Annotated in this window: 16 protein-coding genes and 2 tRNA genes; 7 read left to right on the top strand and 11 right to left on the bottom strand. The window is 62.5% G+C overall.

Annotation, left to right across the window (positions count from 1 at the left end):
* Positions 1 to 4: 4 nt before the first annotated feature.
* The gene (locus NKJ17_RS15940; RefSeq protein ID WP_352689363.1) at positions 5 to 1,669 is read right to left on the bottom strand and encodes an ABC transporter substrate-binding protein; all 1,665 of its coding nucleotides are present in this window, start codon (positions 1,667 to 1,669) and stop codon (positions 5 to 7) included.
* A 294-nt stretch (positions 1,670 to 1,963) separates the two neighbouring features.
* Here NKJ17_RS15940 and NKJ17_RS15935 point away from each other — a divergent pair, with 294 nt between their 5' ends.
* The 3 genes from NKJ17_RS15935 to rbsK are packed head-to-tail and all read left to right on the top strand — an operon-like array spanning position 1,964 to position 4,452.
* The gene (locus NKJ17_RS15935) at positions 1,964 to 3,022 is read left to right on the top strand and encodes an ABC transporter ATP-binding protein (protein ID WP_352689361.1); all 1,059 of its coding nucleotides are present in this window, start codon (positions 1,964 to 1,966) and stop codon (positions 3,020 to 3,022) included.
* Between the two features lie 31 nt (positions 3,023 to 3,053).
* Positions 3,054 to 3,506, top strand: a complete 453-nt coding sequence (locus NKJ17_RS15930) for an RbsD/FucU family protein (RefSeq protein ID WP_352689359.1) — start codon at positions 3,054 to 3,056, stop codon at positions 3,504 to 3,506.
* 4 nt (positions 3,507 to 3,510) lie between these two features.
* Entirely contained in the window at positions 3,511 to 4,452 is a 942-nt protein-coding gene (gene rbsK, locus NKJ17_RS15925; protein ID WP_352506461.1) for a ribokinase, read from the top strand.
* Positions 4,453 to 4,687: 235 nt separating this feature from the next.
* Here the strand turns inward: rbsK and NKJ17_RS15920 are convergent.
* Positions 4,688 to 4,764 (bottom strand) — tRNA-Asp (locus tag NKJ17_RS15920).
* 217 nt (positions 4,765 to 4,981) lie between these two features.
* On the opposite strand from NKJ17_RS15920, the gene NKJ17_RS15915 reads away from it, so the two are divergent.
* Positions 4,982 to 5,057: transfer RNA gene (locus NKJ17_RS15915), tRNA-Val, on the top strand.
* Positions 5,058 to 5,794: 737 nt separating this feature from the next.
* Positions 5,795 to 6,121, top strand: coding sequence for a hypothetical protein (locus NKJ17_RS15910; protein WP_254817609.1), 327 nt, complete (start codon positions 5,795 to 5,797; stop codon positions 6,119 to 6,121).
* Positions 6,122 to 6,322: 201 nt separating this feature from the next.
* Here NKJ17_RS15910 and NKJ17_RS15905 read toward each other — a convergent pair whose 3' ends face one another.
* The 8 genes from NKJ17_RS15905 to NKJ17_RS15870 all read right to left on the bottom strand — a co-directional run bounded on the left by NKJ17_RS15905 (position 6,323) and on the right by NKJ17_RS15870 (position 13,940).
* On the bottom strand, positions 6,323 to 6,979 hold the full coding sequence (locus tag NKJ17_RS15905; RefSeq protein WP_352506460.1) for a GNAT family N-acetyltransferase: 657 nt from the start codon (positions 6,977 to 6,979) through the stop codon (positions 6,323 to 6,325).
* Positions 6,976 to 7,746, bottom strand: a complete 771-nt coding sequence (locus NKJ17_RS15900; protein WP_352506459.1) for an SDR family NAD(P)-dependent oxidoreductase — start codon at positions 7,744 to 7,746, stop codon at positions 6,976 to 6,978. Before NKJ17_RS15900 ends, NKJ17_RS15905 begins: the two co-directional genes overlap by 4 nt.
* A complete protein-coding gene (locus tag NKJ17_RS15895; RefSeq protein WP_254817612.1) occupies positions 7,743 to 8,738 on the bottom strand; it encodes an ABC transporter permease in 996 nt (331 codons plus the stop codon). Before NKJ17_RS15895 ends, NKJ17_RS15900 begins: the two co-directional genes overlap by 4 nt.
* Before the next feature lie 162 nt (positions 8,739 to 8,900).
* Complete coding sequence (locus NKJ17_RS15890; RefSeq protein WP_352506458.1) at positions 8,901 to 9,941, bottom strand: sugar ABC transporter substrate-binding protein; 1,041 nt, start codon at positions 9,939 to 9,941, stop codon at positions 8,901 to 8,903.
* A 39-nt stretch (positions 9,942 to 9,980) separates the two neighbouring features.
* Positions 9,981 to 10,745 carry an ATP-binding cassette domain-containing protein gene (locus NKJ17_RS15885; protein ID WP_254817614.1) on the bottom strand — a complete coding sequence of 255 codons (765 nt, stop codon included), beginning with the start codon at positions 10,743 to 10,745 and terminating at the stop codon, positions 9,981 to 9,983.
* Positions 10,742 to 11,908, bottom strand: coding sequence for an ROK family transcriptional regulator (locus NKJ17_RS15880; protein ID WP_352506457.1), 1,167 nt, complete (start codon positions 11,906 to 11,908; stop codon positions 10,742 to 10,744). The genes NKJ17_RS15885 and NKJ17_RS15880 overlap by 4 nt, the downstream gene beginning before the upstream one ends.
* A 133-nt stretch (positions 11,909 to 12,041) precedes the next feature.
* On the bottom strand, positions 12,042 to 13,334 hold the full coding sequence (locus tag NKJ17_RS15875) for a M23 family metallopeptidase (RefSeq protein ID WP_352506456.1): 1,293 nt from the start codon (positions 13,332 to 13,334) through the stop codon (positions 12,042 to 12,044).
* A 138-nt stretch (positions 13,335 to 13,472) separates the two neighbouring features.
* A complete protein-coding gene (locus NKJ17_RS15870) occupies positions 13,473 to 13,940 on the bottom strand; it encodes a peroxiredoxin (RefSeq protein ID WP_352506455.1) in 468 nt (155 codons plus the stop codon).
* A gap of 96 nt (positions 13,941 to 14,036) precedes the next feature.
* On the opposite strand from NKJ17_RS15870, the gene NKJ17_RS15865 reads away from it, so the two are divergent.
* Positions 14,037 to 17,414, top strand: coding sequence for an AsmA-like C-terminal region-containing protein (locus tag NKJ17_RS15865; protein WP_352506454.1), 3,378 nt, complete (start codon positions 14,037 to 14,039; stop codon positions 17,412 to 17,414).
* Between the two features lie 264 nt (positions 17,415 to 17,678).
* Here NKJ17_RS15865 and NKJ17_RS15860 read toward each other — a convergent pair whose 3' ends face one another.
* Positions 17,679 to 18,542: a LysR family transcriptional regulator gene (locus NKJ17_RS15860; protein WP_352506453.1), complete on the bottom strand. Its 864-nt coding sequence runs from the start codon at positions 18,540 to 18,542 to the stop codon at positions 17,679 to 17,681.
* A 98-nt stretch (positions 18,543 to 18,640) separates the two neighbouring features.
* Between NKJ17_RS15860 and NKJ17_RS15855 the strand changes: the two genes are divergently transcribed.
* Entirely contained in the window at positions 18,641 to 19,303 is a 663-nt protein-coding gene (locus NKJ17_RS15855) for an FMN-dependent NADH-azoreductase (RefSeq protein ID WP_352689357.1), read from the top strand.
* Positions 19,304 to 19,661: the final 358 nt, after the last annotated feature.

The following is a 19,661-nucleotide window of genomic DNA, read 5'->3' as shown; positions in this document are numbered from 1 at the left end:
CAGCCTACATGCCGAGCGAGGCCTTGTAGAGCTTGATCTGGTTGTCGCGGCCAATCTGGTCGGTGATCTTCTCCCAAGCGGCTGCGATGGCGTCGGCGCCTTCCTGCGCCTTCATCTTGCCGGCAAAGGTGTTGGCCAAAATGTCCTCGGCGGCGCTGTAGTACTGGAAGATGCCGGGGATACGCGGCTCGATCGCCGCGTTCGGATGGTTGTAGCTGTCGGCTTCCGACTTGAGATATGAGCTTATGAACGCTTCGTCGTAGCCCGCCGCCACCCATTCCGGAATGTTGAAATGCGAGTTGCGGTAGGGCTGGAAACCCGACGGATAGGCCGCGCACCAGAGCGACAGGTCCTTGCCGCCGAGATGAGCGGCGGCGGACCAGGCGGCCTTCTTCTTCTTTTCGTCGCTGTCGACGCGCGCCATGACGTAGACGCCCCAGCCGAGATAGGCGCAGTTCGGCGCATGGTTCGGGCCGCTGGCGAGCTTGTCCCACTGGCCGGTCTTGGAGTTGTAGACATCGTCCGAGCCCGGCAGGATCGAGAAGCCGGTGACGTCCCCTACGACCGACGAGTCGTTGGTTTTGACGTTCGAGCCAGCGTCTCCCCACCAAACCAGCATCGACCCGGTGCCGCCGAGGAATTGAGAGAAACAGGTCTGGTTCGGGTCGGCATTGATCTGATCTTGCGGTTCGGAAGGCAATGCATCGATCACGTCCTGGATCGCGCGGACCCAGGCCGGGTTGTTGACGCGCGGTTTCATGGTGTCCGGATCGAATAGCCAAGCTTTGTCGTCGGGATGTTTGGCGTAAGCGCTGGCGCGGCTGCCGAGGAAGTAGAAGCCGAAACCGCCCCAGGGCTTGGGCGCATCGAGATAGCCATAGACGTCCTGGCCGTTCACCTGCTTGCCCTTGAGGAACTTGGTCACCGCCTGCACTTGCTGCCAGGTCTTCGGCACGCCCCATTCGCCTTCACCGCCCCCATCCTTCCACGCCTTGGCGAGATCGGCATCGGCGAACACATCGGTGCGGTAGTTGAAGTTATGCGCGTCGCCGTCGACGGTCACACGATACTGCTTGCCGTTCCATGTGCCGACGGGAGGTTTCAGATAGGCCACCAGGTCGTCCATGTCGATCTGCGTCCTGACCCAGTCGGGCATCTCCGAAGTCAGGCCCTTGCCGCAGACGTCGCCTTCGAACGGTGCGCCCATTTCGACAATGTCGAAGTCGATAGTGTTGGTAGCGATCGCCTGCTGCAGACGCGGATTGTAGTCAGCCTGCGCCAGGTCGATCCAGTTGATCTTGGCGCCGGTATAGGTCTCCCACGGCTTCAGGAAGCCGCGAAACAGCACATTGTGCAGGTTCTGGTTGTTGAGGCCCATGAAGGTGAGTTCAACGCCGGCGAATTCGCCTTCCTTGACATTGGCCTTGGTGGCTCCCAGGCAAAGCTCGCCGACCTGCTGGAAATCGGCATCGGTCGGCTGACCCTTGCCGACGCCCGGAATCTGCAGGATCTGCGCACGCAGGTCATCGGCGGCCGCGGCCGGGCGCGTCAGGGCGCCAAGCCCGGCGCCAGACGCCGCGGCGAGGGCGGCCATGCTGGCCGCTCCCTTCAGCACGTCGCGGCGGGTGGCCCCGGCGCGGACAAATTGGTTATAAAGGCTGACTTTCATCTCGTTCCTCCCAGAAGGTCAATCGTGAATTTGGTTCAGATGATGGAGCGCCGATTATGTTCCCCAACGACAGCGACTCCCGTAAATAGCGGCCCGAATTCTCCCTCCCGCGACGCTTGGCATTCAGTCCCGGACAAGCGTACCGGTGCGCCCGGAACAGGGTCATAAGCCGGACACTGTCACTATTCGCACAACGAAGTGCGGTGTCAACGTGAATGGGTTTTTTATCTATAAGAGACCGACTTGCCCTCGCCGTTTGCGTTGTTTAGCTTCACGGCAACCAAAGGGGGAATGATGGCTCAAGTCGCGATCCGCAATGTGGCCAAGGCGTTCGGAACCGTCAAGGTTCTGCACGATGTCAGCGTCGACATCGCCGACGGGCAGTTCGTGGTGCTGGTCGGGCCTTCCGGTTGCGGCAAGTCCACGTTGCTGAGGATGGTAGCGGGGCTGGAAACGGTCTCCGGCGGCACCATCGCCATCGGCGAGCGCGTCGTCAACCATTTGCCGCCGGCCAAGCGCGACATTGCCATGGTGTTCCAGAACTACGCGCTCTATCCGCACAAGACGGTCGAGCAGAACATGGCCTTCGCTCTCAAGCTGCGCAAAACCGACCCGGCGGTGGTCACTGAGCGGGTCAAGCGGGCCGCCGACATCCTCGACCTCAATCCCTACCTCAAGCGCTATCCGCGCCAGCTCTCGGGCGGCCAGCGCCAGCGCGTCGCCATGGGCCGCGCCATCGTGCGCAACCCGCAGGTGTTCCTGTTCGACGAGCCGCTCTCCAATCTCGATGCCAAGCTGCGTGTCCAGATGCGCACGGAGATAAAGGAACTGCACCAACGACTGAAGACCACCACCATCTACGTCACCCACGACCAGATCGAGGCCATGACCATGGCCGACAAGATCGTGGTGATGCGCGACGGTCGCATCGAGCAGGTCGGCGCGCCGCTGGAATTGTTCGACCGGCCGGCCAACCTGTTTGTCGCCGGCTTCATCGGCTCGCCCTCGATGAACCTGCTCAAGGGCGTCGTGCGCAAGGGCGACAAGCCCGTCGTCGAGATCGCCGGGACGCCGTTCCCGATTGCTGCCAAGAGTGCCGTGGAAGATGGCCGCAATGTCGTCTACGGCGTGCGGCCCGAGCACCTCGAAATCCATCCAGATGGTGTTTCGGCGAAGATTTCGGTGGTCGAGCCGACCGGTTCCGAGACGTTGGTGTTCCTGCGCTTCGGCGAGGGCGAGATGGTGGCGCTGTTCCGTGAGCGCCACGACTTCAAGCCGGGCGACACACTGCAGCTGAAACCGCGGCTCGACCAGGTGCATCTCTTCGACGCAGAGACCGGCAAGCCTCTTTGATTTCGCCCCAGCAAACTTCGCGAGGAATACCATGCTCAAAGGAATCAATCCCCTGCTCAATGCCGATGTGCTGCAGGCGCTGCGGGCGATGGGCCACGGCGACGATCTGATTATCTCCGACACCAATTTCCCGTCCGATTCGGTGGCGCGCCAGACCGTGCTTGGCCGGCTGCTGCGCATCGATGCGTCGGCGGCCGACGTGGTCAAGGCGGTGCTTTCGCTCTATCCGCTGGACACCTTCGTCGACGACGCGGCCGCGCGCATGGAGATCGTCGGCAAGCCGGACGACATTCCCGCCGTGCAGCAGGAAGTGCAAAAAGAGATCGATGCCGCCGAGGGCAAGGCCTGGCCGATGATCTCGGTCGAGCGCTACGCCTTCTACGAACGCGCCAAGAAGGCCTATTGCGTCATCCAGACCGGCGAGCGCCGCTTCTATGGCTGTTTTGCCTTCCGCAAGGGCGTCGTGCCACCGGATGCGGAGTAGGGGCATGCCGGCGAAACCGATCGTCATGAAGCCGGTTGTCATATTGGGCGTCTTCGTCGCCGACACGGCCTACCGCGCCGCCCGCCAGCCGCGGATGGGCGAGACGATCCTGGGCACGTCCTTCACGCTCGGCCCCGGCGGCAAGGGCTCGAACCAGGCGGTGGCAGCCGGCCGGCTCGGTGCCGATGTCACCTTCCTGACCCGCCTCGGGGCTGACCCCTTTGCCGATATGGCGAGACAGACCTGGTCGCAGGCCGGAGTGAAGAGCGCCGTCATCGACACGCCGGAAAGCTACACCGGTGCCGCCTATATCTTCATCGAGGAGACGAGCGGCAACAACGCGATCATCGTCAGCCCCGGTGCGGCGATGCTGATCACGCCCGCCGATATCGAGGCAAATGCCGGCCTGATCCGCGCGGCCGGCGTCTTCGTCACCCAGCTTGAGCAGCCGATCGAGGCGGCGATGCGGGCGCTGGAGATCGCGCGCGGGGCAGGGGTGACCACCATTCTCAACCCGGCGCCGGCGGCCAAGCTTCCGGACCGCATCTATACACTTTGCGACTATGTGACGCCGAACGAGACTGAGGCCGAGGAACTGACCGGCATCAAGGTGTCCTCCATCGACGATGCCCGCCGTGCCGCCGACAGCCTGCTTGAGAAGGGCGTGGGCGCTGTCGTCGTGACGCTCGGCGAAAAGGGCGCGCTGCTGCACACGGCCGACCGTTCCGAGCATGTCGCAGCGGTCGCCGCCGGCCCGGTCATCGAGACCACCGGGGCGGGCGACGCCTTCAATGGCGGCCTGGCCGCCGCGCTGTCGAGCGGGATCGAACCCCTGCAGGCGGTGCGCTTCGCCTGCGCCGTCGCCGGCATCTCGGTCACGCGCCCGGGCACCGCGCCGTCCATGCCGACGCTGCAGGAAGTCGAGGCACTGCTCGCCAAGGGGTGAAGCCCGGCGCTGCGGGATGAGACTGTGAGCGGGAGCGAATGGGTTAGACCCGGCTCTTGTCCGAGAAGCTATTGTCTTCTGGCTTGACCACAAACAGGCGGGCAGGTCGATGGATGAGGATCAATGCCAGAATTCGAAAGGAATGGACCTGGACTGGGTCACGAAAGAAGATGATTTTTGACAAATCAACGTCGACATTTCTCCGACATCAAGGGCACGTGGCCCTAAGGAGAAATGGCGCGAGTGACGGGGCTCGAACCCGCGACCTCCGGCGTGACAGGCCGGCACTCTAACCAACTGAGCTACACCCGCGCATGGACGAGCACGTGTCAGCCGTGTTCGTCGTTGGGGCGGTGGATAAGGGGTAAGCCACCGGGTGTCAAGCGGACCCGGACAGCATAACAGCAAACAGGAGAAGGTTTTTTGACAAGCCGAACTTTGTTGCCGAAACCGACTCCCGGCCAAGCCACTCGCCGTTCATTTGGCCTTGCGAAGCCGGTCCTAACTGCTTAAAGGTCCGGCCCGGAGCGGGCGATTAGCTCAGTTGGTAGAGCGCTTCGTTTACACCGAAGATGTCGGCGGTTCGAGCCCGTCATCGCCCACCACTTTCCATCGACGTGTTCATTCAGGCATTGTCTTTTTGCAATGTCCGGTTCACACGCCTGCACCGTCGGAGAATCGTCCAACTGGCGGTTGGTAGACGCAACTATCTGGCATCTTATCATTTCTCCTTGATCGCCCCGCCGCATCGGAAAGAGGCGGCGGGCTTCTTCGTTGCCAGGCACTGGTCTTCGCGATAATGTCGGCATGGTTTGGAGGTCGGAGCGTGAAAGAATTCCCTCGGAAGCCCGACAATAACCAAGTAGCACGTGCTCGTCAGGCCACTGAACACGGAACCGCGCTGATTGAAGAGCTTCGCTACACGATCGCCCTATCGCGTCGGCTGATCGAGGCGTCACATTCACTGCTGAAGAGGTCGCAGAGCCAGGGCAGGCCTCTCGAGAGTGATGGTATCGAGATTGGCTAACAGGCACGTGGTCGGTCGACGGTAAGGTCCCGCCGCAGTGCACATGGACCCTTCGATACTGAGTTGTCCCGGCAAACAAACCAGCAATCGACGCAACTGGCGGTTTCGTGATTGTTGCGGTATCTCCGCTCCCAAACGCTTCGCGGTCCGGGGTGAGCGCATAGACAGTAGGACTTTGGTCTGATCGAACTGTCTTTCCCGTGGGACCTAAGTCTGATCTGCTGGCTCCCTGGGTGGCAAACGATTGCCGAAAGTTAAAGCTTACAGTAATTTAAGGGAGCACAAAAGAAAGCTAAAATCTTACTGCACATGGGCATGGGTGGGCGCGAAAATATTCCTGGATGGCTTGCGAGTCATCTTCCGGATGATGCGGTGATCGCAGGAGATCTCGCCGATAAGATATCTAAGGAGGCCGAAGGAAACCGGCTTCCGGGCGAACGGGTTGTGGAGACAACCCGTAGCGCAGAAGACACCTTCAAGAAGGAAAAAGGCGAACCGTATCGCCGCGCCACGATTGCGGGAATCTTGGCCAGCGGCTCATTCCTCGCGCTGTTGGTGTTAGCGATCTATCTGCTTTATGTGTTCTCGATCGTGGCCGGGGAAACGGTCGCGAATGTTCCCCTGCCGCCCACAGTGAACTAGTAGCCGCTCCGCCAACACTCGAATTAGCCCCGCACTGTGTTGATGCTGGTAACTTTCGTGTCTGCGGTGGACCACCCGAGGAAGGTTTCGTTCCCGCGGCAAAGGTGTTCACACGGGGCAACTGGCTGCTGCAGAACGGCAGCATTGTACTTCCATCGGCCTCCCGGTTCTTTGCAACTTGGGCGATTGGCTTGTCGCAGATCAGCCTGCACTCGCCGGAGCGTGAGCAATCAGTTTCGCCACATAAACACAACGCTTCGATGAATCAGCGTCCTGCACCACCTCAAATCCAATCGCCTTATAGAACTTCAGCGCACCATCGTTCTCCGGCATGACTTCGAGGTGAATGCCGGTCGAGCCGCTCGCGGCAAGGCGCTGCTCGAGGAAGGCCATCGCGCGCCTGCCGATGCCTTTCCCGCGCGCTTGCGGCAACAGGTCGATATGGCCATGCGACGGGTAGGCCGCCAGCGCAGGCGAAACAGCGAAATCGGGATGATGGACCCGGTGCCGCGCCCAATCGCTGCCACGCCAGCGTGAGCTGTCGGGTCCCGGGGCTGCAACGCGCCGCTGCAGCTCCGGGTACCAGTCTGATGCCAGGCTGGCATTGAAAGCGGCTGTTTCGGCTGCGCCAAGCAGATAGCCGGCCGCACCTGTCGGGCTATCGATAATAAAGGCCAGATCGGGTTCGAGGGCCTGGTAGGGAATGGTGTAGAGCAGGCCGAGCAGGTCCGGGTCGTCCTCTCGGCAGCTGGCCTCCTTGCCGGCATCGCCGGTCTTGAGACAGATCATCGCAAGTGCCGGATGATCGGCGGCGGTCGCCCGGCGCAGGAAGAAACCGCCGCCGAAATCGAGGATCATGGCGGCAGCAGCCGGAAATCCTTGCCCTCAGGCAAAAGCTGCCCGCCGTCGACGATGATGGTCGTGCCGGTGATGTAGTCGGCGTCATCTGAGGCTAGGAACAGGAAGGCATTGGCCACATCGCGTGGGCTGCCGAGACGGCCGAGCGGGATGGCGTCTTCCATGTTCTTGATGAAGGCCGTACCGCGATGCTGCTCTATGCCTTCGGTGAGGATGTTGCCGGGCTCGACGCCGTTCACGGTGATGCCGTACGTCGAGAATTCGAGAGCCGCCGAACGGATGAGGCCGTTGATACCGGCCTTGGTCGCCGAATAGTGGCCATGACCGGGGCTGGTGACGTGCGGGCCGGTGATGGAGGAGGTGAACAGCATGCGGCCAAAATGCTGTGCCTTCATCGGCACCAGCGCCGCGCGTGCGGCGATGAAGCTGCCACGCAAGTTCACCGCCATGACCCGATCCCAATCGTCGGGACTCGTGTTTTCCAGCAATTGCCAAGGATAGATTCCGGCATTCTGCACCATGATGTCGAGCCGGCCGTGACGGTCGAGCGCCAGTGCAACAGCAGCCTCGGCATCGGCCATCTGCGAGATGTCGGTGCGAATGAAGGCGGCGCCAAGCTCGTCCGCAGTCGCTTGCCCGGCCTCAACCTCGGTATCGGCCAGGACCAGCTTCGCGCCCTCCTCGGCAAAGCGCTGTGCGATCGCCTTGCCGATCCCGCGTGCGCTTCCGACGATCAGCGCGACCTTATCTTCCAGACGGCCGGTCATGCCAGCCTCTGGCGAATGGTCTGCTTGAATGCGTCGAGCAGCACGGCGGCGAGCACCAGAAGGCCGTGGATCACCTGGGTGAAGTTGGCCGGCAGGCCCATCAAATTGATCGCCGTGTTGATGGCCGAGAGCAGCAGCACGCCGGCATAGACGCCGGGCAAGGTGCCGACGCCGCCCTTCAGGCTGACGCCGCCGATGACGACCGCGGCGAAGGCATTGAACAACAGGCCGACGCCGAGATTGGCGGTTGCACCGGAGGTGCGGATTGCCAGCAGCCAGCCAGCAAGACCGGCAATGGCGCCGGCGAGAACGAAGGCTATGACCAGGTTGCGGTTGACGCGGATGCCGGCGCGAAAGGTCGCCGTCTCGTTGCCGCCGATCATGACCAGGTGCCGGCCGAAGGGCGTCTTGGCCATGATCAGCGAGAAGACGATGAAACAGGCGATGGCGATCCAGGCGGTCAGCGGCAGGCCGCCCAGGCGCTGGATGGCGAACCAGCGGATTGCCGGCGCAAGGTCCTGTGCCGAGCGGCCGCCGGAAATGACCAGCACCAGGCCGCGCACCCAGATGTAGGAGGCCAGCGTGATGATGAAGGCACTCATCTTCACCTTGACCACCAGGTAGCCGTTGATGACGCCGATGAGGCCGCCGACGGCAAGGGCGATGAGCAGCGAAACCGGAACCATCAGCCATTGCGGCTGCAACTGGATGCCAAGGCCGATGCCCGACGAGCAGAACAGAATGCCGACCGCCATGGCGCTGAGCGCCGCCACCGATTCGACAGACAGGTCCATATGGCCGGCGATGATGACCAGCGCCAAGCCGATCGACATGACGCCGAGCACGCTCGACGCCTCGATGATGTTGGCGAAGATGCCGAGCTGAAAATAGTTCGGGATAAGGATGGAAAAGACCACCAGCACGAAGACCAGCATGAACCAGACGAGATTGTCGAGGATGAACTCGAGGGTTTGGCGCGTGCGGGGGTTCATCTCAGGATCCGGTTGGCGCCGACCCCGAAAAACCACCCGGTTTTCGGACTATCAGGCGCGGTTGCAAATTGCTGCAGCATTCCCGTGCGCGTCCGTTCGAACGCACCGTGGCTGCAGGGCTGGGCTCCGGGCCGGCATGGCCCGGAGCTTCTGGTGAGTTCGCTATTCGACCGGCTTTATGGTTTCGGTCGGCGGCTTCATGTTGCCCCAGAAGGCCGGGTTATCGACGTTTTCCTTGGTGATCGCAGCGCCGGGGATCTTGATGTTCGGCCCCCACGCTTCCTTGGTCAGGGTCGATTTCAGGCCAAGCACATCATATTCGCCTGGCTTGATCTCCTGCTTGCTGACCACCTTGTCCATGAACATCGCGACCGCCGCAGCCTGAGCGTAGAGCGGCTGCTCGACTTCGACATTGAGCCAGCCCTTGCGGATCAGGTCGAGGCCGACCGGAGCGCCGTTCGAGCTCATCAGCATGACGTCGCCCGGTTTCTTGCCGGCGGCCTCGAGCGAGGCGACGGCGGCGACCGAAAGATGCGCGGCGTGGCTGAAGATCAGGTCGATGTCGGGGTTGGCGAGCATCTGGTCGGCAACGATGGTGCCCGCGTTACTGGCCTCCCATTGCATGGCCGGCAGCGAGATGATCTTGACGTCCGGGAACGCCTTCATCTTCTCCTCGAAACCCTTCTGAATGTCGAGCGTGTAGGGGTCGCCCGGATCGCCGAGCACCTGCAGGATCTTGCCCTTCACCGAGCCGTTCTTCGCGGTCAGGAGCTTTTGCGCCTGATCGGCAGCGACGTAGCCGATCTCGACGGTTCCGGCCACCGAGGTGAAGTCGGACGGGGTCGAGGTTATCTGGCGGTCGAACTCGACGACCGGGATGCCGGCGGCACGGGCCGCCTCGACCGACGGCTTCAGCGCATTGAAATCGACGGCGGCAAGGATGATCGCCGCCGGCTTCAGCGCGATGACGTCGTTCATCTGCGATTGCTGCGCGTCGGTCTTGTTGTCGGCGTTCAGCGTCTTCATCTCGTAACCGACCTGCTTCAGGAACAGTTCCAGCGCGCTCACCGAGCCGGTCTGGAACTCATCGAGCAATGTCGGCACCATGTAGTAGACGGTGCCCTTCGACTGAGCGAATGCCGGCGTGAGCGTGGCAAAGGCCAGTGCCAGGATACCGAAGACGGAAAGAAGTATTTTCTTCATGTCGTTCGCTCCTCTTGCGCCGGACCCCTCATTTGTCCCTCAGTTCGCCGGTCCGGCACCGGCGAGCGTCTCTCCGGTGATCATGTTGATCACCGCGTCGGGACTTGTTTTGTTGCGTGCGACGTCGCCAGCCACGACACCTTGCCGGATCACCACGATCCGGTCGGCGACCTGGAAGGCCTGTTGCATGATATGGGTGATGATGACGACGCCGATGCCCTGGCTCGCCACCTGGCGGATCATGTCGAGGCCGCGCCGCGTCTGCTCGACGCCGAGCGCCGCGAACGGCTCGTCGAGAAGCACCAGCTTGCCGCCAAAATGCACGAACCGATTGAGCTCGATGGCCTGCCGCTGGCCGCCGGAAAGATGCTCGACATTGGTGCGAAGCGAGGGAATGCGGGTGCCGGCGCTGGCCAGTGCCCTTTGTACCACCTGCTCCATCGCGCGCTCGTCGAGTACCGGAATGCCGAGAACCTTCCTGGTGATCTCGCGGCCCATGAAGAAATTGGCGACCACGTCGACGTTGGTGCAAAGCGACAGGTCCTGGTAGACCGTCTCGATCCCAGCGGCTTTGGCCTCGGCGGGAGATTTGGCCAGGAATTCCTTGCCTTCGAACAGCATGCGGCCGGAGGTCGGCTCGAGGCCGCCGGCAATGATCTTGACCAGCGTCGATTTGCCGGCGCCGTTGTCGCCCAGAAGCGCCACCACTTCGCCCTTGCCGATCGAAAAGCTGATGCCTTTCAGCGCTTCGATGGCGCCGTAATTCTTGGCGACGTTGTCGAGCACCAGCAGCGGTTCACTCATGCCGCGATCCCCTTGTTATGCAAGAGATCCCGACCGCGTTCGCGTTCGGCGGTGAAGATCTGGCCGAAGCGCGGCGAAAGCACCCCCGAAACGGCAAGTGCGGCGGCGCCGCGCAACACCGCATGCTGGCCGCCGCGTGCGACGCTGACGCGGGGCGTCGTGCGATCGCTTCGCGCCGAGACCGAATTGGGCAGGTGCGCGGCCGCGCCGGCAAGCCTTTCGAGCAGGTCGGTGGACGCCAGCCCGCCGAGGATGATGGTTTCGGGGTCGAACAGGTTTTCGATGATGGTGACGGCGTTGCGGAATATCGGCGCAATCTCGCTCACCCACTCGGCGTCGGCGATTTTGCGGCGCCGCAGCGCCTCGAGCGAGAGATACCGTTCGAGGCAGCCGCGATTGCCGCACGGGCACGGCTCGCCGCCCGGCACAGCAGGAATGTGGCCGATCTCGCCGGCATTTCCCCAGGCGCCGCGCAATGCGGCCCCATCATGCACCATGACGCCGCCGAGGCCGACACCGAAATAGAGATAGTAATATTCGGAATATGCCGTCCCGAGGCCGTAGAGGCGCTCGCCGATAGCCGCCGCCGCCATGTCGGTTTCGAAAAAGGCCGGCAGCCCGGTTGAGGCGGCCAGCCGCTCGCGCAGCGCCACATCCTTCCAGCCGGTCATGGTGGTCGGCCCCACAAAGCTCATGGACTCCACGCCGAACGGTCCGGGCAGCGCCATGCCGATGCCGAGAACGCGGCCACCGGGCCGCAATGCCGTCAATTCGAGCACCATGGCGCCGATCAGGTCGAAAGCGTGGTCGGGCGTTGCATTTGGGGCTTCGCGGTAGGTGCTCTCGATAACATCGCCGCTTAGGTTGATCAGGGCGGCATTGATGCCCAGCGGGGTGACGTGGATGCCGACGGCATAGCCGCCTTCCGGATTGATGCGCAGCGTCGCCGGTGGCAGGCCGCGCCCCTTGGGCTCTTCGCGCAGCGACAACACGTAACCGTGCTCTTCCAGCTCGCGAACGATGGTCGACACCGTCTGCACGGTGAGCCCGACGCGTCTTGCAATGTCGCCGCGGGCAATCGGTCCGTGAAGGCGGATGGATTCGAGCACGATGCGCCGATTATACGGCCGCCCGAACTCCTGATTGGTTCCCCGCAGTGCCATGCCTTGCGCCCTCGAGAGAGGTCAGACTGGCACCGAAGATTTATTCAGTCAAATGGAATTCAAAAATAAAATTGACACCCCGTGCGGAGCGAACCTGGCGTCATGCCGAGCCCGAAGGGAGCAGCCCGGCTCCCTAGAGGTACCGCTCGACCTTCTTGCCGATGGCCAGAAACCGTAGCGGATCGATTGCCTCGCCGTTGTGGCGGACCTCGTAATGCAGATGCGGGCCGGTTGAGCGGCCGCTGTTGCCGGTCTTGCCGATGATGTCTCCGGCATCGAGCTTCTGTCCGACGGCGACGTCGATTTCGCTGAGATGCCCGTAACGCGTCACAAAACCGTTGCCGTGGTCGACCTCAATCATGCGGCCGTAGCCGCCGTTCCAGCCGGCCTTGACGACCACGCCGGCTGCCGTGACCTTGGCCGGCATACCGACCGGCGCCCTGAAATCCATGCCGGAATGCAAGGCGGCCGTGCCGAGGATGGGATCGGTGCGCACGCCGAACGGGCTGGTGACGCTATGGCCGGGCGCGGGGTTGGCGAGCGGCAGCCGCCGCGCTTCCTTTTTAAGATGGTCCAGCGCGTCAAGAGCCTCGTCCAACTCCTTGACCTTGCTGTCGAAGACCAACGAGCTGTCGAGTGGTATCAGCGGGCCACCGACGTCGCTCTTTTCGAATTCGCTATCGACGAGCAGGCCGGCGGCCTCAAGCGCCTGCGAGATCGCGTCGGCGCTTTTGTAGGCATTGTCGGCAAGTGTGGCGATGCGGGTGAGCTGCTGGCTCTCGATGGCCTTCAGCGAGTTGTTGATCGAAACGAAGAGCTTGTCCGCCCGGTCGGCCGCGCTTTCGCTCGGCAGCGGATCGGCGCGGGTCGACCACAGTGAGAACGGCCTGGTGTCGTCAACGCCCACAGGAGCGGCAAGGGGGGCGGCAAGGCTGGCGACGGAATAGCCCATTGGCTGGATGCTGCCGGTCGCGTCGGCATGTTCGTCCGGCTTTGCCGTCGGCACGGGCGGCGTTGCGACCTCGTTTTCGGCTCGTTCGAGGATCGGCCCGAGGCGGCCGTGACGCAGGCTGAGCTGGCTCTGCCGTTCCAGCAGCTCGCTGACCTTGGTTTCCATCAGCTGCTGATCGAGTAGCTGGCGGCTGGTGATGCGATCGACCTGGCTGCGCAGTGCCGAGATGCGGTCTTCGTAGGCCTGCTGCATGCGCGCCTGCCGCGCCGTCGTGGCGCCGATCAGATCGTCGCGCAGCACCAGATAAGAGGTCGCCAGCAGGTAGCCAATGACGATCGCCGCTAGCGCCGAGCCGCAAAATGCCGCAAGCCACGGGTGTATGGTGAAATGCCTTATCTGGTCGCCCCGGGCGATGATGACCGTGTGGGGCTCTTTGCGTCTGCCGAAGACCGCTGACTGACTGGCTACGTTCACGGGACCAAGCTTTCGTTACGACACCAACGACGAGCCTGATTACACATTATTAGGGTTAACAAAGTTTTGCCGGATCGAACGACAGGCAAAGGTCTTCGCGCAAAACGGGTATCGCATTGCGGCGGCCTGGCGCAGCTCTCAAAGAGCGCGAATCGCGTTCAGCACCTCTTCGGCGTGCCCCTTGACGCGGACGTTGCGCCAGATCCTGGCGATGCGTCCGTCGCGGCCGATCAGGAACGTCGCCCGCTCGACGCCCATATAGGTGCGGCCGTAGAGCTTCTTTTCCACCCACAAATGGTAAGCCTCGATCACTTTGCGCTCTTCGTCGGCGACAAGATCGACGCTCAGATCGTACTTCGCCTTGAATTTGTCGTGTTTCTTGGCGCTGTCCGGCGAGAGCCCGATGACGACAGCGCCGGCCTTTTCGAACTCTGGCTTCAACTGCGAAAAGCCGATCGCCTCGTTGGTGCAGCTTGTGGTGTCGTCCTGTGGGTAGAAATAGAGTACGATGGGTTTTCCCAGCAATGCGGCGAGGCTGAGTGAACCGCCGCCGTCGCGCGGAAGATCGAATTGCGGCGCAACATCGCCCACGTCGAGGTCAGCCATACCGATGCCCTTGTTTGAAGTTACGCGCCAGGCTGCACCGATATAATGTCGAGCGAGGATTCGTCCACGATCGAATTCGTCTCAACGGAAGATTGCGTGGATCAGGAGCTACCGCAGCACGAGAAGATCAGGTTCAGGCGTGACGAGATCACCGACCTGGGAACCTTTCCGTCCGCGTGCCGCGTCCCGCCGCTCGGCCAGGCGTCGATCGGTCGCGGCGTCCGTTTGATGGCGCGGCTGTTTGCCGGCCTCGTCGCCCTTGTGCTGCTGGCTGCCGCCGGCGTCTACGCGATCGGCGTATCCGGCTTCGGCTCGGAGCGGCTTCGCGCGGAAGCCGAAACGGCAATCGAGAAATTGGCCGGCTTCGATGTCGACGTTGCCGTCGGACCGGCCCGGCTGACGCTTGACGGGTCGAGCTTCATTGCGCTGCAGGTCAGCGACGTCAGCCTCAAGACCGCCGACGGAACACCGATGGCCGACGCCGGCCGGGTCCGCTTTGGCATCCGGCTGATCCCGTTGCTTTCGGGCGAGGTGCGGCTGACCAGCGCCCGGATTTCCGACGCGCACATCGTCATGGCGGCAATGCCGTCCGGCGGTGACTGGACGGCGGAGCTGCGCAACCAGGACGGCCTCATCGATCCGGAAAAACTTTCCGCCGCCGTCTTCGCCAACCTCAACCGGGCGCTCGATGCGGTGCGCGAGGATTCGATGCGCCAGATCGATCTGCGCAACGTCGAGCTGGTACTGCCCGAGACCGGATCTGTCGAGTCGGTCACCATCGCCGACGCCTCAGTCTCGCAATCGGGACCGGGAAGCATGGAGTTTTCATCCGACGCGGATGTCGACGGCAGGGCGCTCACCATCGCCGCTTCCGCCACCCGCGATCCGGCGACGCGACGCATCACCATGCTGGACGCCAGCATCCAGACGGCGGACGCCGACGCTGCGGCAGCAGGTGGCAAATTGGGCGCGATCGCCTTGAAGCTGGCGGGGTCGGAAGGGACCGGCGACAACGGTTCGCGGCTGACCGCTGCCCTGTCGCTGACCGGATCGGTGCTCGATCTCGGTTCGCGCGGCCTGCTTCCGGCCGATATCGATCTCGATGCGACGCTCGTCGCCGGGTCGAACAAGATCCAGGTCGACAGTTTGCTGCTGAAAACCGGCCGCTCGACCTTCGATTTCGCCGGTTCGATCGGGCCGAAGCCGGCTACCGGCACAGCCGGCGAGGAGCCATCCTATCGTTACGACCTCACCAGCGACGGTTCGACCCTGGCGCCTTCGGATTCGCCGGAGCCGGCGCTCAGCTTCATCGCCCGTATTGCCGGCCTCTACCAGCCGACGAGCCAAAAGCTGATCGCCGAGCAGATCGGCGTCCGGTCCGGACCCGGCAGCGAAGTGCTGGGCACGGCTTCGGTTTCATACGTCGCCAACCAGGCGCCGGGCATATCGGTGGCGCTCAATGTCCACGACATGCCGGTCTCGCACGTCAAGCAATTATGGCCGTGGTTTTCGGCGCGCAATGCCAGGCTGTGGGTGCTTAAGAACCTGTTCGGCGGCCGCGTCGCCAATGGCAGCCTGCAATTCCAGGTCGTGCCCGGACGGCTCGGCAACGGCGTGCCGCTTTCCGCCGATGAAGTGTTCGGCCGCTTCCAGGTCGAAGGATCGCGCTTCGACACGGCCGGCCGCATTCCGCCGATCCGCGATGCCGTCGGCGTCGTCGGCTTCCACGGCAACGACGTCGACGTCGCGCTGTCGTCGGGTAGCGTCTATATGCCGAGCGGCCGCACCGTGGCGGCAAGCAACGGCACGCTTACCGTCAAGGCGGCGAACCATCCGCCGGTGATCGGCGCGCTCGACATCGATGTCGCCGGCGAGGCGCCGGCAATCGCCGAACTGGCATCGTTTGATCCGATCAACGCTATGCGCCATGTCGGCCTGCTGCCGGACGACCTGTCCGGCACGGTGACCGGCCACGTCAAGGCTGATATTCCGCTGCAGTCCGGTGTCGACTCGTCCAAACTCGATTGGCTGGTGGCGCTCGACTACAAGGACCTGTCGCTTGCCAAGCCGTTCGAGGGCCAGACGGTCAGCCATGCCGACGGCTCGATCACGGTCGCGCCCGACCGGGCGGTGATCTCGGCCAAGGCACTGCTCAACGGGATTCCGGCCGAGCTCGACCTGATTGAGCCGCTGAGGGATGGCGGTCCGCCGCGCAGTCGTAAAGTAGCGCTGGTGCTCGACGACAAGACGCGCGCCAGCGCCATGCCTGGCCTGTCGACACTGCTTTCCGGAACCATCAAGGTGGCAATCGACAAGAGCGGCGCCGGCTACCAGAACGTGTCGGCCGACCTGACCAATGCCAGGCTGGACATTCCCTGGGCCGGCTGGAGCAAGGGCCCCGGCATTCCCGCCAAGGTCGTCTTCGCCATGGCGAAGACCGGCGACACCACGACGCTGTCCAATTTCGAACTCGACGGCAAGACCTTCTCCATCGACGGCAGCGCCGTGCTGATTAACGGCGCCTTGTCCTCGGCCCGGTTCAGCAAGGTCACGTTGAACAGGGGCGACGACGTCGCCGTCTCGGTGAAGCGGTCGGGCAAGGCCTATGCGGTCGAGGTCAGCGGCAGCGCGTTGGACGCACGCTCGCTGATCAAGCAATTCACGTCCGATGTCGATACCGCGACGAAGACCACCGGCGTCGATGCGATCTCGGTCAGCGCCGACGTCAGCTCCCTGACCGGCTTCCACGACGAGGTGCTGTCGAATCTGAAGCTCGACTACAGCGCCGCCGGCTCCAGAGTGAACGGGCTCAAGGTGAGCGCCACCGCAAGTTCGGGAGCCGCGATCACCGTCAGCAACACGACCGGCGGCGGCCTGCGAACGCTCAACATGAAGTCGGCCGACGCCGGCGCCATACTGCGCTTCCTCAACATCTACGAGCATATGGAAGGCGGCTCGATCACGTTGGCGCTCACCGGGGCCGGCGACGGGCCGATGAAGGGCCAGGTCGACGCCAGGAATTTCGTTGTCGTCAACGAGCCGAAGCTCGCCTCGATCGTGTCGACGACGCCGGCCGGCGACAGCCGCAGCCTCAACGAGGCGGTCAAGGGCAATCTCGACACGTCGAGGGTGAAATTCGAGCGCGGCTTCAGCGAGATCGACAAGGGCAGTGGCTATCTGAAGCTGCGCAACGGCGTGCTGCGCGGCCCGCGCATCGGCACCACCTTCCAGGGCACGCTCTACGACCAGAACAACAACATGGACATGACCGGCACGTTCATGCCGGCCTACGGCGTAAACCGCATCTTCGGCGAACTGCCGGTGATAGGCGCGCTGCTCGGCAACGGCCGCGACCGCGGCCTGATCGGCGTCACCTACAGGCTCAAGGGCAACGCCAACAAGCCCAACCTGGAGGTCAATCCGCTATCGGTGATAGCGCCCGGGATCTTCAGGTCGATCTTCGAGTATCGGTGAGGTCAAAACCCAATTACCTCGAGCGACCGAGTTTTGATCTCAAGCGGCCGCTCGTCCGCCCGCGAATTCACGCCCATGATCCAAAGGCGACTGACGTCAGCCCGGGTTTAAATGGCCGCTTCCCGCCGCAATCTCGGCCATTGAGGTGACCGTTACCATTGCCTGACAGCAGACATTGTTGTGACCATGATGGAGGTCGCGCGGTTGCGCCATTTCTGGACATTCGGAACTAGCCATAAAGCAGACGTCGGTGCGAGTTCAGGATCAGTCCTCGCCAGCGTGCCTTCGAGGAACGGCATTCATGATGGCCTCCGCCAGTTCTTCGAGGACGGAGGTATCGCCGTTCGATGCGGCAAATAGCCTGAACTCCGCTTCTGGTAACTCTGGCAGACCGTAGCTTTCGGGTACCCTGACAAGGCCGTTTCTCAGCTGACTGGCGATCATCGGCGCTACAGCAAAGCCTGAGATGGCAGCCGCCCTCAGGCTGGAGTTGCTTGCGCAGATCATCACCGTGCGCTGGCTGATCCCGGCCTTGGCAAGCCGTTCAAGAGCAACTTCCCTGTAGGGGCAAGGTTCCGGCAACACCGCCAACGGCAGCGGGTCCGGAAGATTCACGCCGGTACGATCCCCCCATGCCCAGACAAGAGGCTCGCGCCACAGGAGGCGCCCCATCTCCTCACCCTCACATTGTGATCCGAGCACCAGTTCGATGTTGCCCTCCTTCATCTTCGAGAGGAGCGCACTCGGAATCCCGACTTGCACCTCGACCTGCAATCCGGGGCGATCAGCGCCGAATGCCTGCAAGGCGCGAAGGATGGGGACCTGTGCGAAGTCTTCCGAGAGGCCGACGCGAACCCTGCCGTGAAAGGGTGCCTGCGCCAGATCGGCCAAAGCATCCCGGTTAAGGGCGAGCATCGCCCGGGCATAGGCGAGCAGGCGCTCGCCATCGGGTGTCATCTCCAGCGAGCGCGTCGTCCTGTTGAGTAAGGGCTTTCCGACCTGCTCCTCGAGACGGCGCAGGTGCCCACTGACGGCCGACTGCGTAAGGTTTAGTCGCGCTCCTGCCCGACTGAAGCCGCCTTCGTCGAACACGGCGACGAACGTCCTGAGCAGGACCAATTCCAACATATATTCTGATCCATGATTAATATCGTCGATAATCTCAATTTCTATATCGAATTGAAATATGACGCAATGTGGTTCGTCACAATGAGCAAGGGTGATCCATGACCAAGCTACTGCATATCGTTTCCTCGCCCCGCAAAGAGCGTTCCGCCTCGCGTGAGGTCGCCGACGCCTTTGTTCAAAGCTATCGTGCTCGACGACCCGACTTGGAGATTTCAACGCTCGACCTATGGGATGTCGACCTCCCAGAATTCGGTGTGGACGCGATGTTGGCCAAATATGCGGGGCTCAGCGGCGCGCCGCTTACCCCTTCTCAACAGCAGGCATGGGCCACATTGCAAGAGTTGGCGCAACAACTGCACTGGGCGGATATTGTCCTGCTGTCGACGCCTCTGTGGAATTTCAGCATTCCCTACAAGCTCAAGCACTTCATCGACCTGGTATCGCAGAAGGACATCCTTTTCTCGTTCGATCCTGAACACGGGTTCGGAGGACTGCTCCGGGATAAGATCGCAGTGGTAGTCTACGCGCGAGGTCTCGACTATGCAGCGCAATCTATCACTCCGGCGCAGCGCTTCGATTTTCAAAAACCTTATATACAAGCGTGGTTGCGCTTCATCGGTATCGAAGATGTCCGCAGTCTAATCATCCAGAAGACCCTCTTTGGACCCGATATTGATCATGCGGCTCGCCAGGATGCGCGAGAGGCCGCGTCACGGCTGGCGGAAGACCTCCTGTCACGCACAACAGAGGCGATTGCATGATTATGAAGCGCTTGCTGCGGACAAGCGCGTTGATAACCCGTTCTGACCCCAGCTTGCACGTGCATCCCCGTCCACCCGGCGTAACAACTTTGGAGAACGGACGTCCGCAACGTCGCCTAAGCCGGGGCAGGCGCACCGATTCTACCTACGTCCGCTTTCAGGCAATGGATCAGTCTCGGCAAGGACCGTTTTGGATCAGATCAGGAGGCTGCTCGCGCGGAACTTAATGTCAGCTTGTATAGATCTCGCTTCTACGAGCAGGCGGTCCGCTTCCGTGAAGAGTTTCGGGCGCCGGCAGGCGTACGAAAGTCCCCGAGGAAGGAACCCGCGGGCCACAGGCGATGGTTATGGGGATTTC

The organism is Mesorhizobium sp. M0208, assembly GCF_040322015.1.
Classification (GTDB): Bacteria; Pseudomonadota; Alphaproteobacteria; order Rhizobiales; family Rhizobiaceae; genus Mesorhizobium.
Note: the sequence above shows the minus strand (reverse complement) of the source record. Positions and strands in the feature narration are given on the sequence as shown.

Bases quoted from the DNA above. Each gene is read 5' to 3' on its own strand.
- rbsK (WP_352506461.1), top strand. From the start codon at position 3,511: ATGCCGGCGAAACCGATCGTCATGAAGCCGGTTGTCATATTGGGCGTC.
- NKJ17_RS15935 (WP_352689361.1), top strand. From the start codon at position 1,964: ATGGCTCAAGTCGCGATCCGCAATGTGGCCAAGGCGTTCGGAACCGTC.
- NKJ17_RS15900 (WP_352506459.1), bottom strand. From the start codon at position 7,746: ATGACCGGCCGTCTGGAAGATAAGGTCGCGCTGATCGTCGGAAGCGCA.
- NKJ17_RS15855 (WP_352689357.1), top strand. From the start codon at position 18,641: ATGACCAAGCTACTGCATATCGTTTCCTCGCCCCGCAAAGAGCGTTCC.
- NKJ17_RS15905 (WP_352506460.1), bottom strand. From the start codon at position 6,979: ATGATCCTCGATTTCGGCGGCGGTTTCTTCCTGCGCCGGGCGACCGCC.
- NKJ17_RS15910 (WP_254817609.1), top strand. From the start codon at position 5,795: ATGGGTGGGCGCGAAAATATTCCTGGATGGCTTGCGAGTCATCTTCCG.
- NKJ17_RS15940 (WP_352689363.1), bottom strand. From the start codon at position 1,669: ATGAAAGTCAGCCTTTATAACCAATTTGTCCGCGCCGGGGCCACCCGC.
- NKJ17_RS15860 (WP_352506453.1), bottom strand. From the start codon at position 18,542: ATGTTGGAATTGGTCCTGCTCAGGACGTTCGTCGCCGTGTTCGACGAA.
- NKJ17_RS15870 (WP_352506455.1), bottom strand. From the start codon at position 13,940: ATGGCTGACCTCGACGTGGGCGATGTTGCGCCGCAATTCGATCTTCCG.
- NKJ17_RS15885 (WP_254817614.1), bottom strand. From the start codon at position 10,745: ATGAGTGAACCGCTGCTGGTGCTCGACAACGTCGCCAAGAATTACGGC.
- NKJ17_RS15880 (WP_352506457.1), bottom strand. From the start codon at position 11,908: ATGGCACTGCGGGGAACCAATCAGGAGTTCGGGCGGCCGTATAATCGG.
- NKJ17_RS15895 (WP_254817612.1), bottom strand. From the start codon at position 8,738: ATGAACCCCCGCACGCGCCAAACCCTCGAGTTCATCCTCGACAATCTC.
- NKJ17_RS15930 (WP_352689359.1), top strand. From the start codon at position 3,054: ATGCTCAAAGGAATCAATCCCCTGCTCAATGCCGATGTGCTGCAGGCG.
- NKJ17_RS15890 (WP_352506458.1), bottom strand. From the start codon at position 9,941: ATGAAGAAAATACTTCTTTCCGTCTTCGGTATCCTGGCACTGGCCTTT.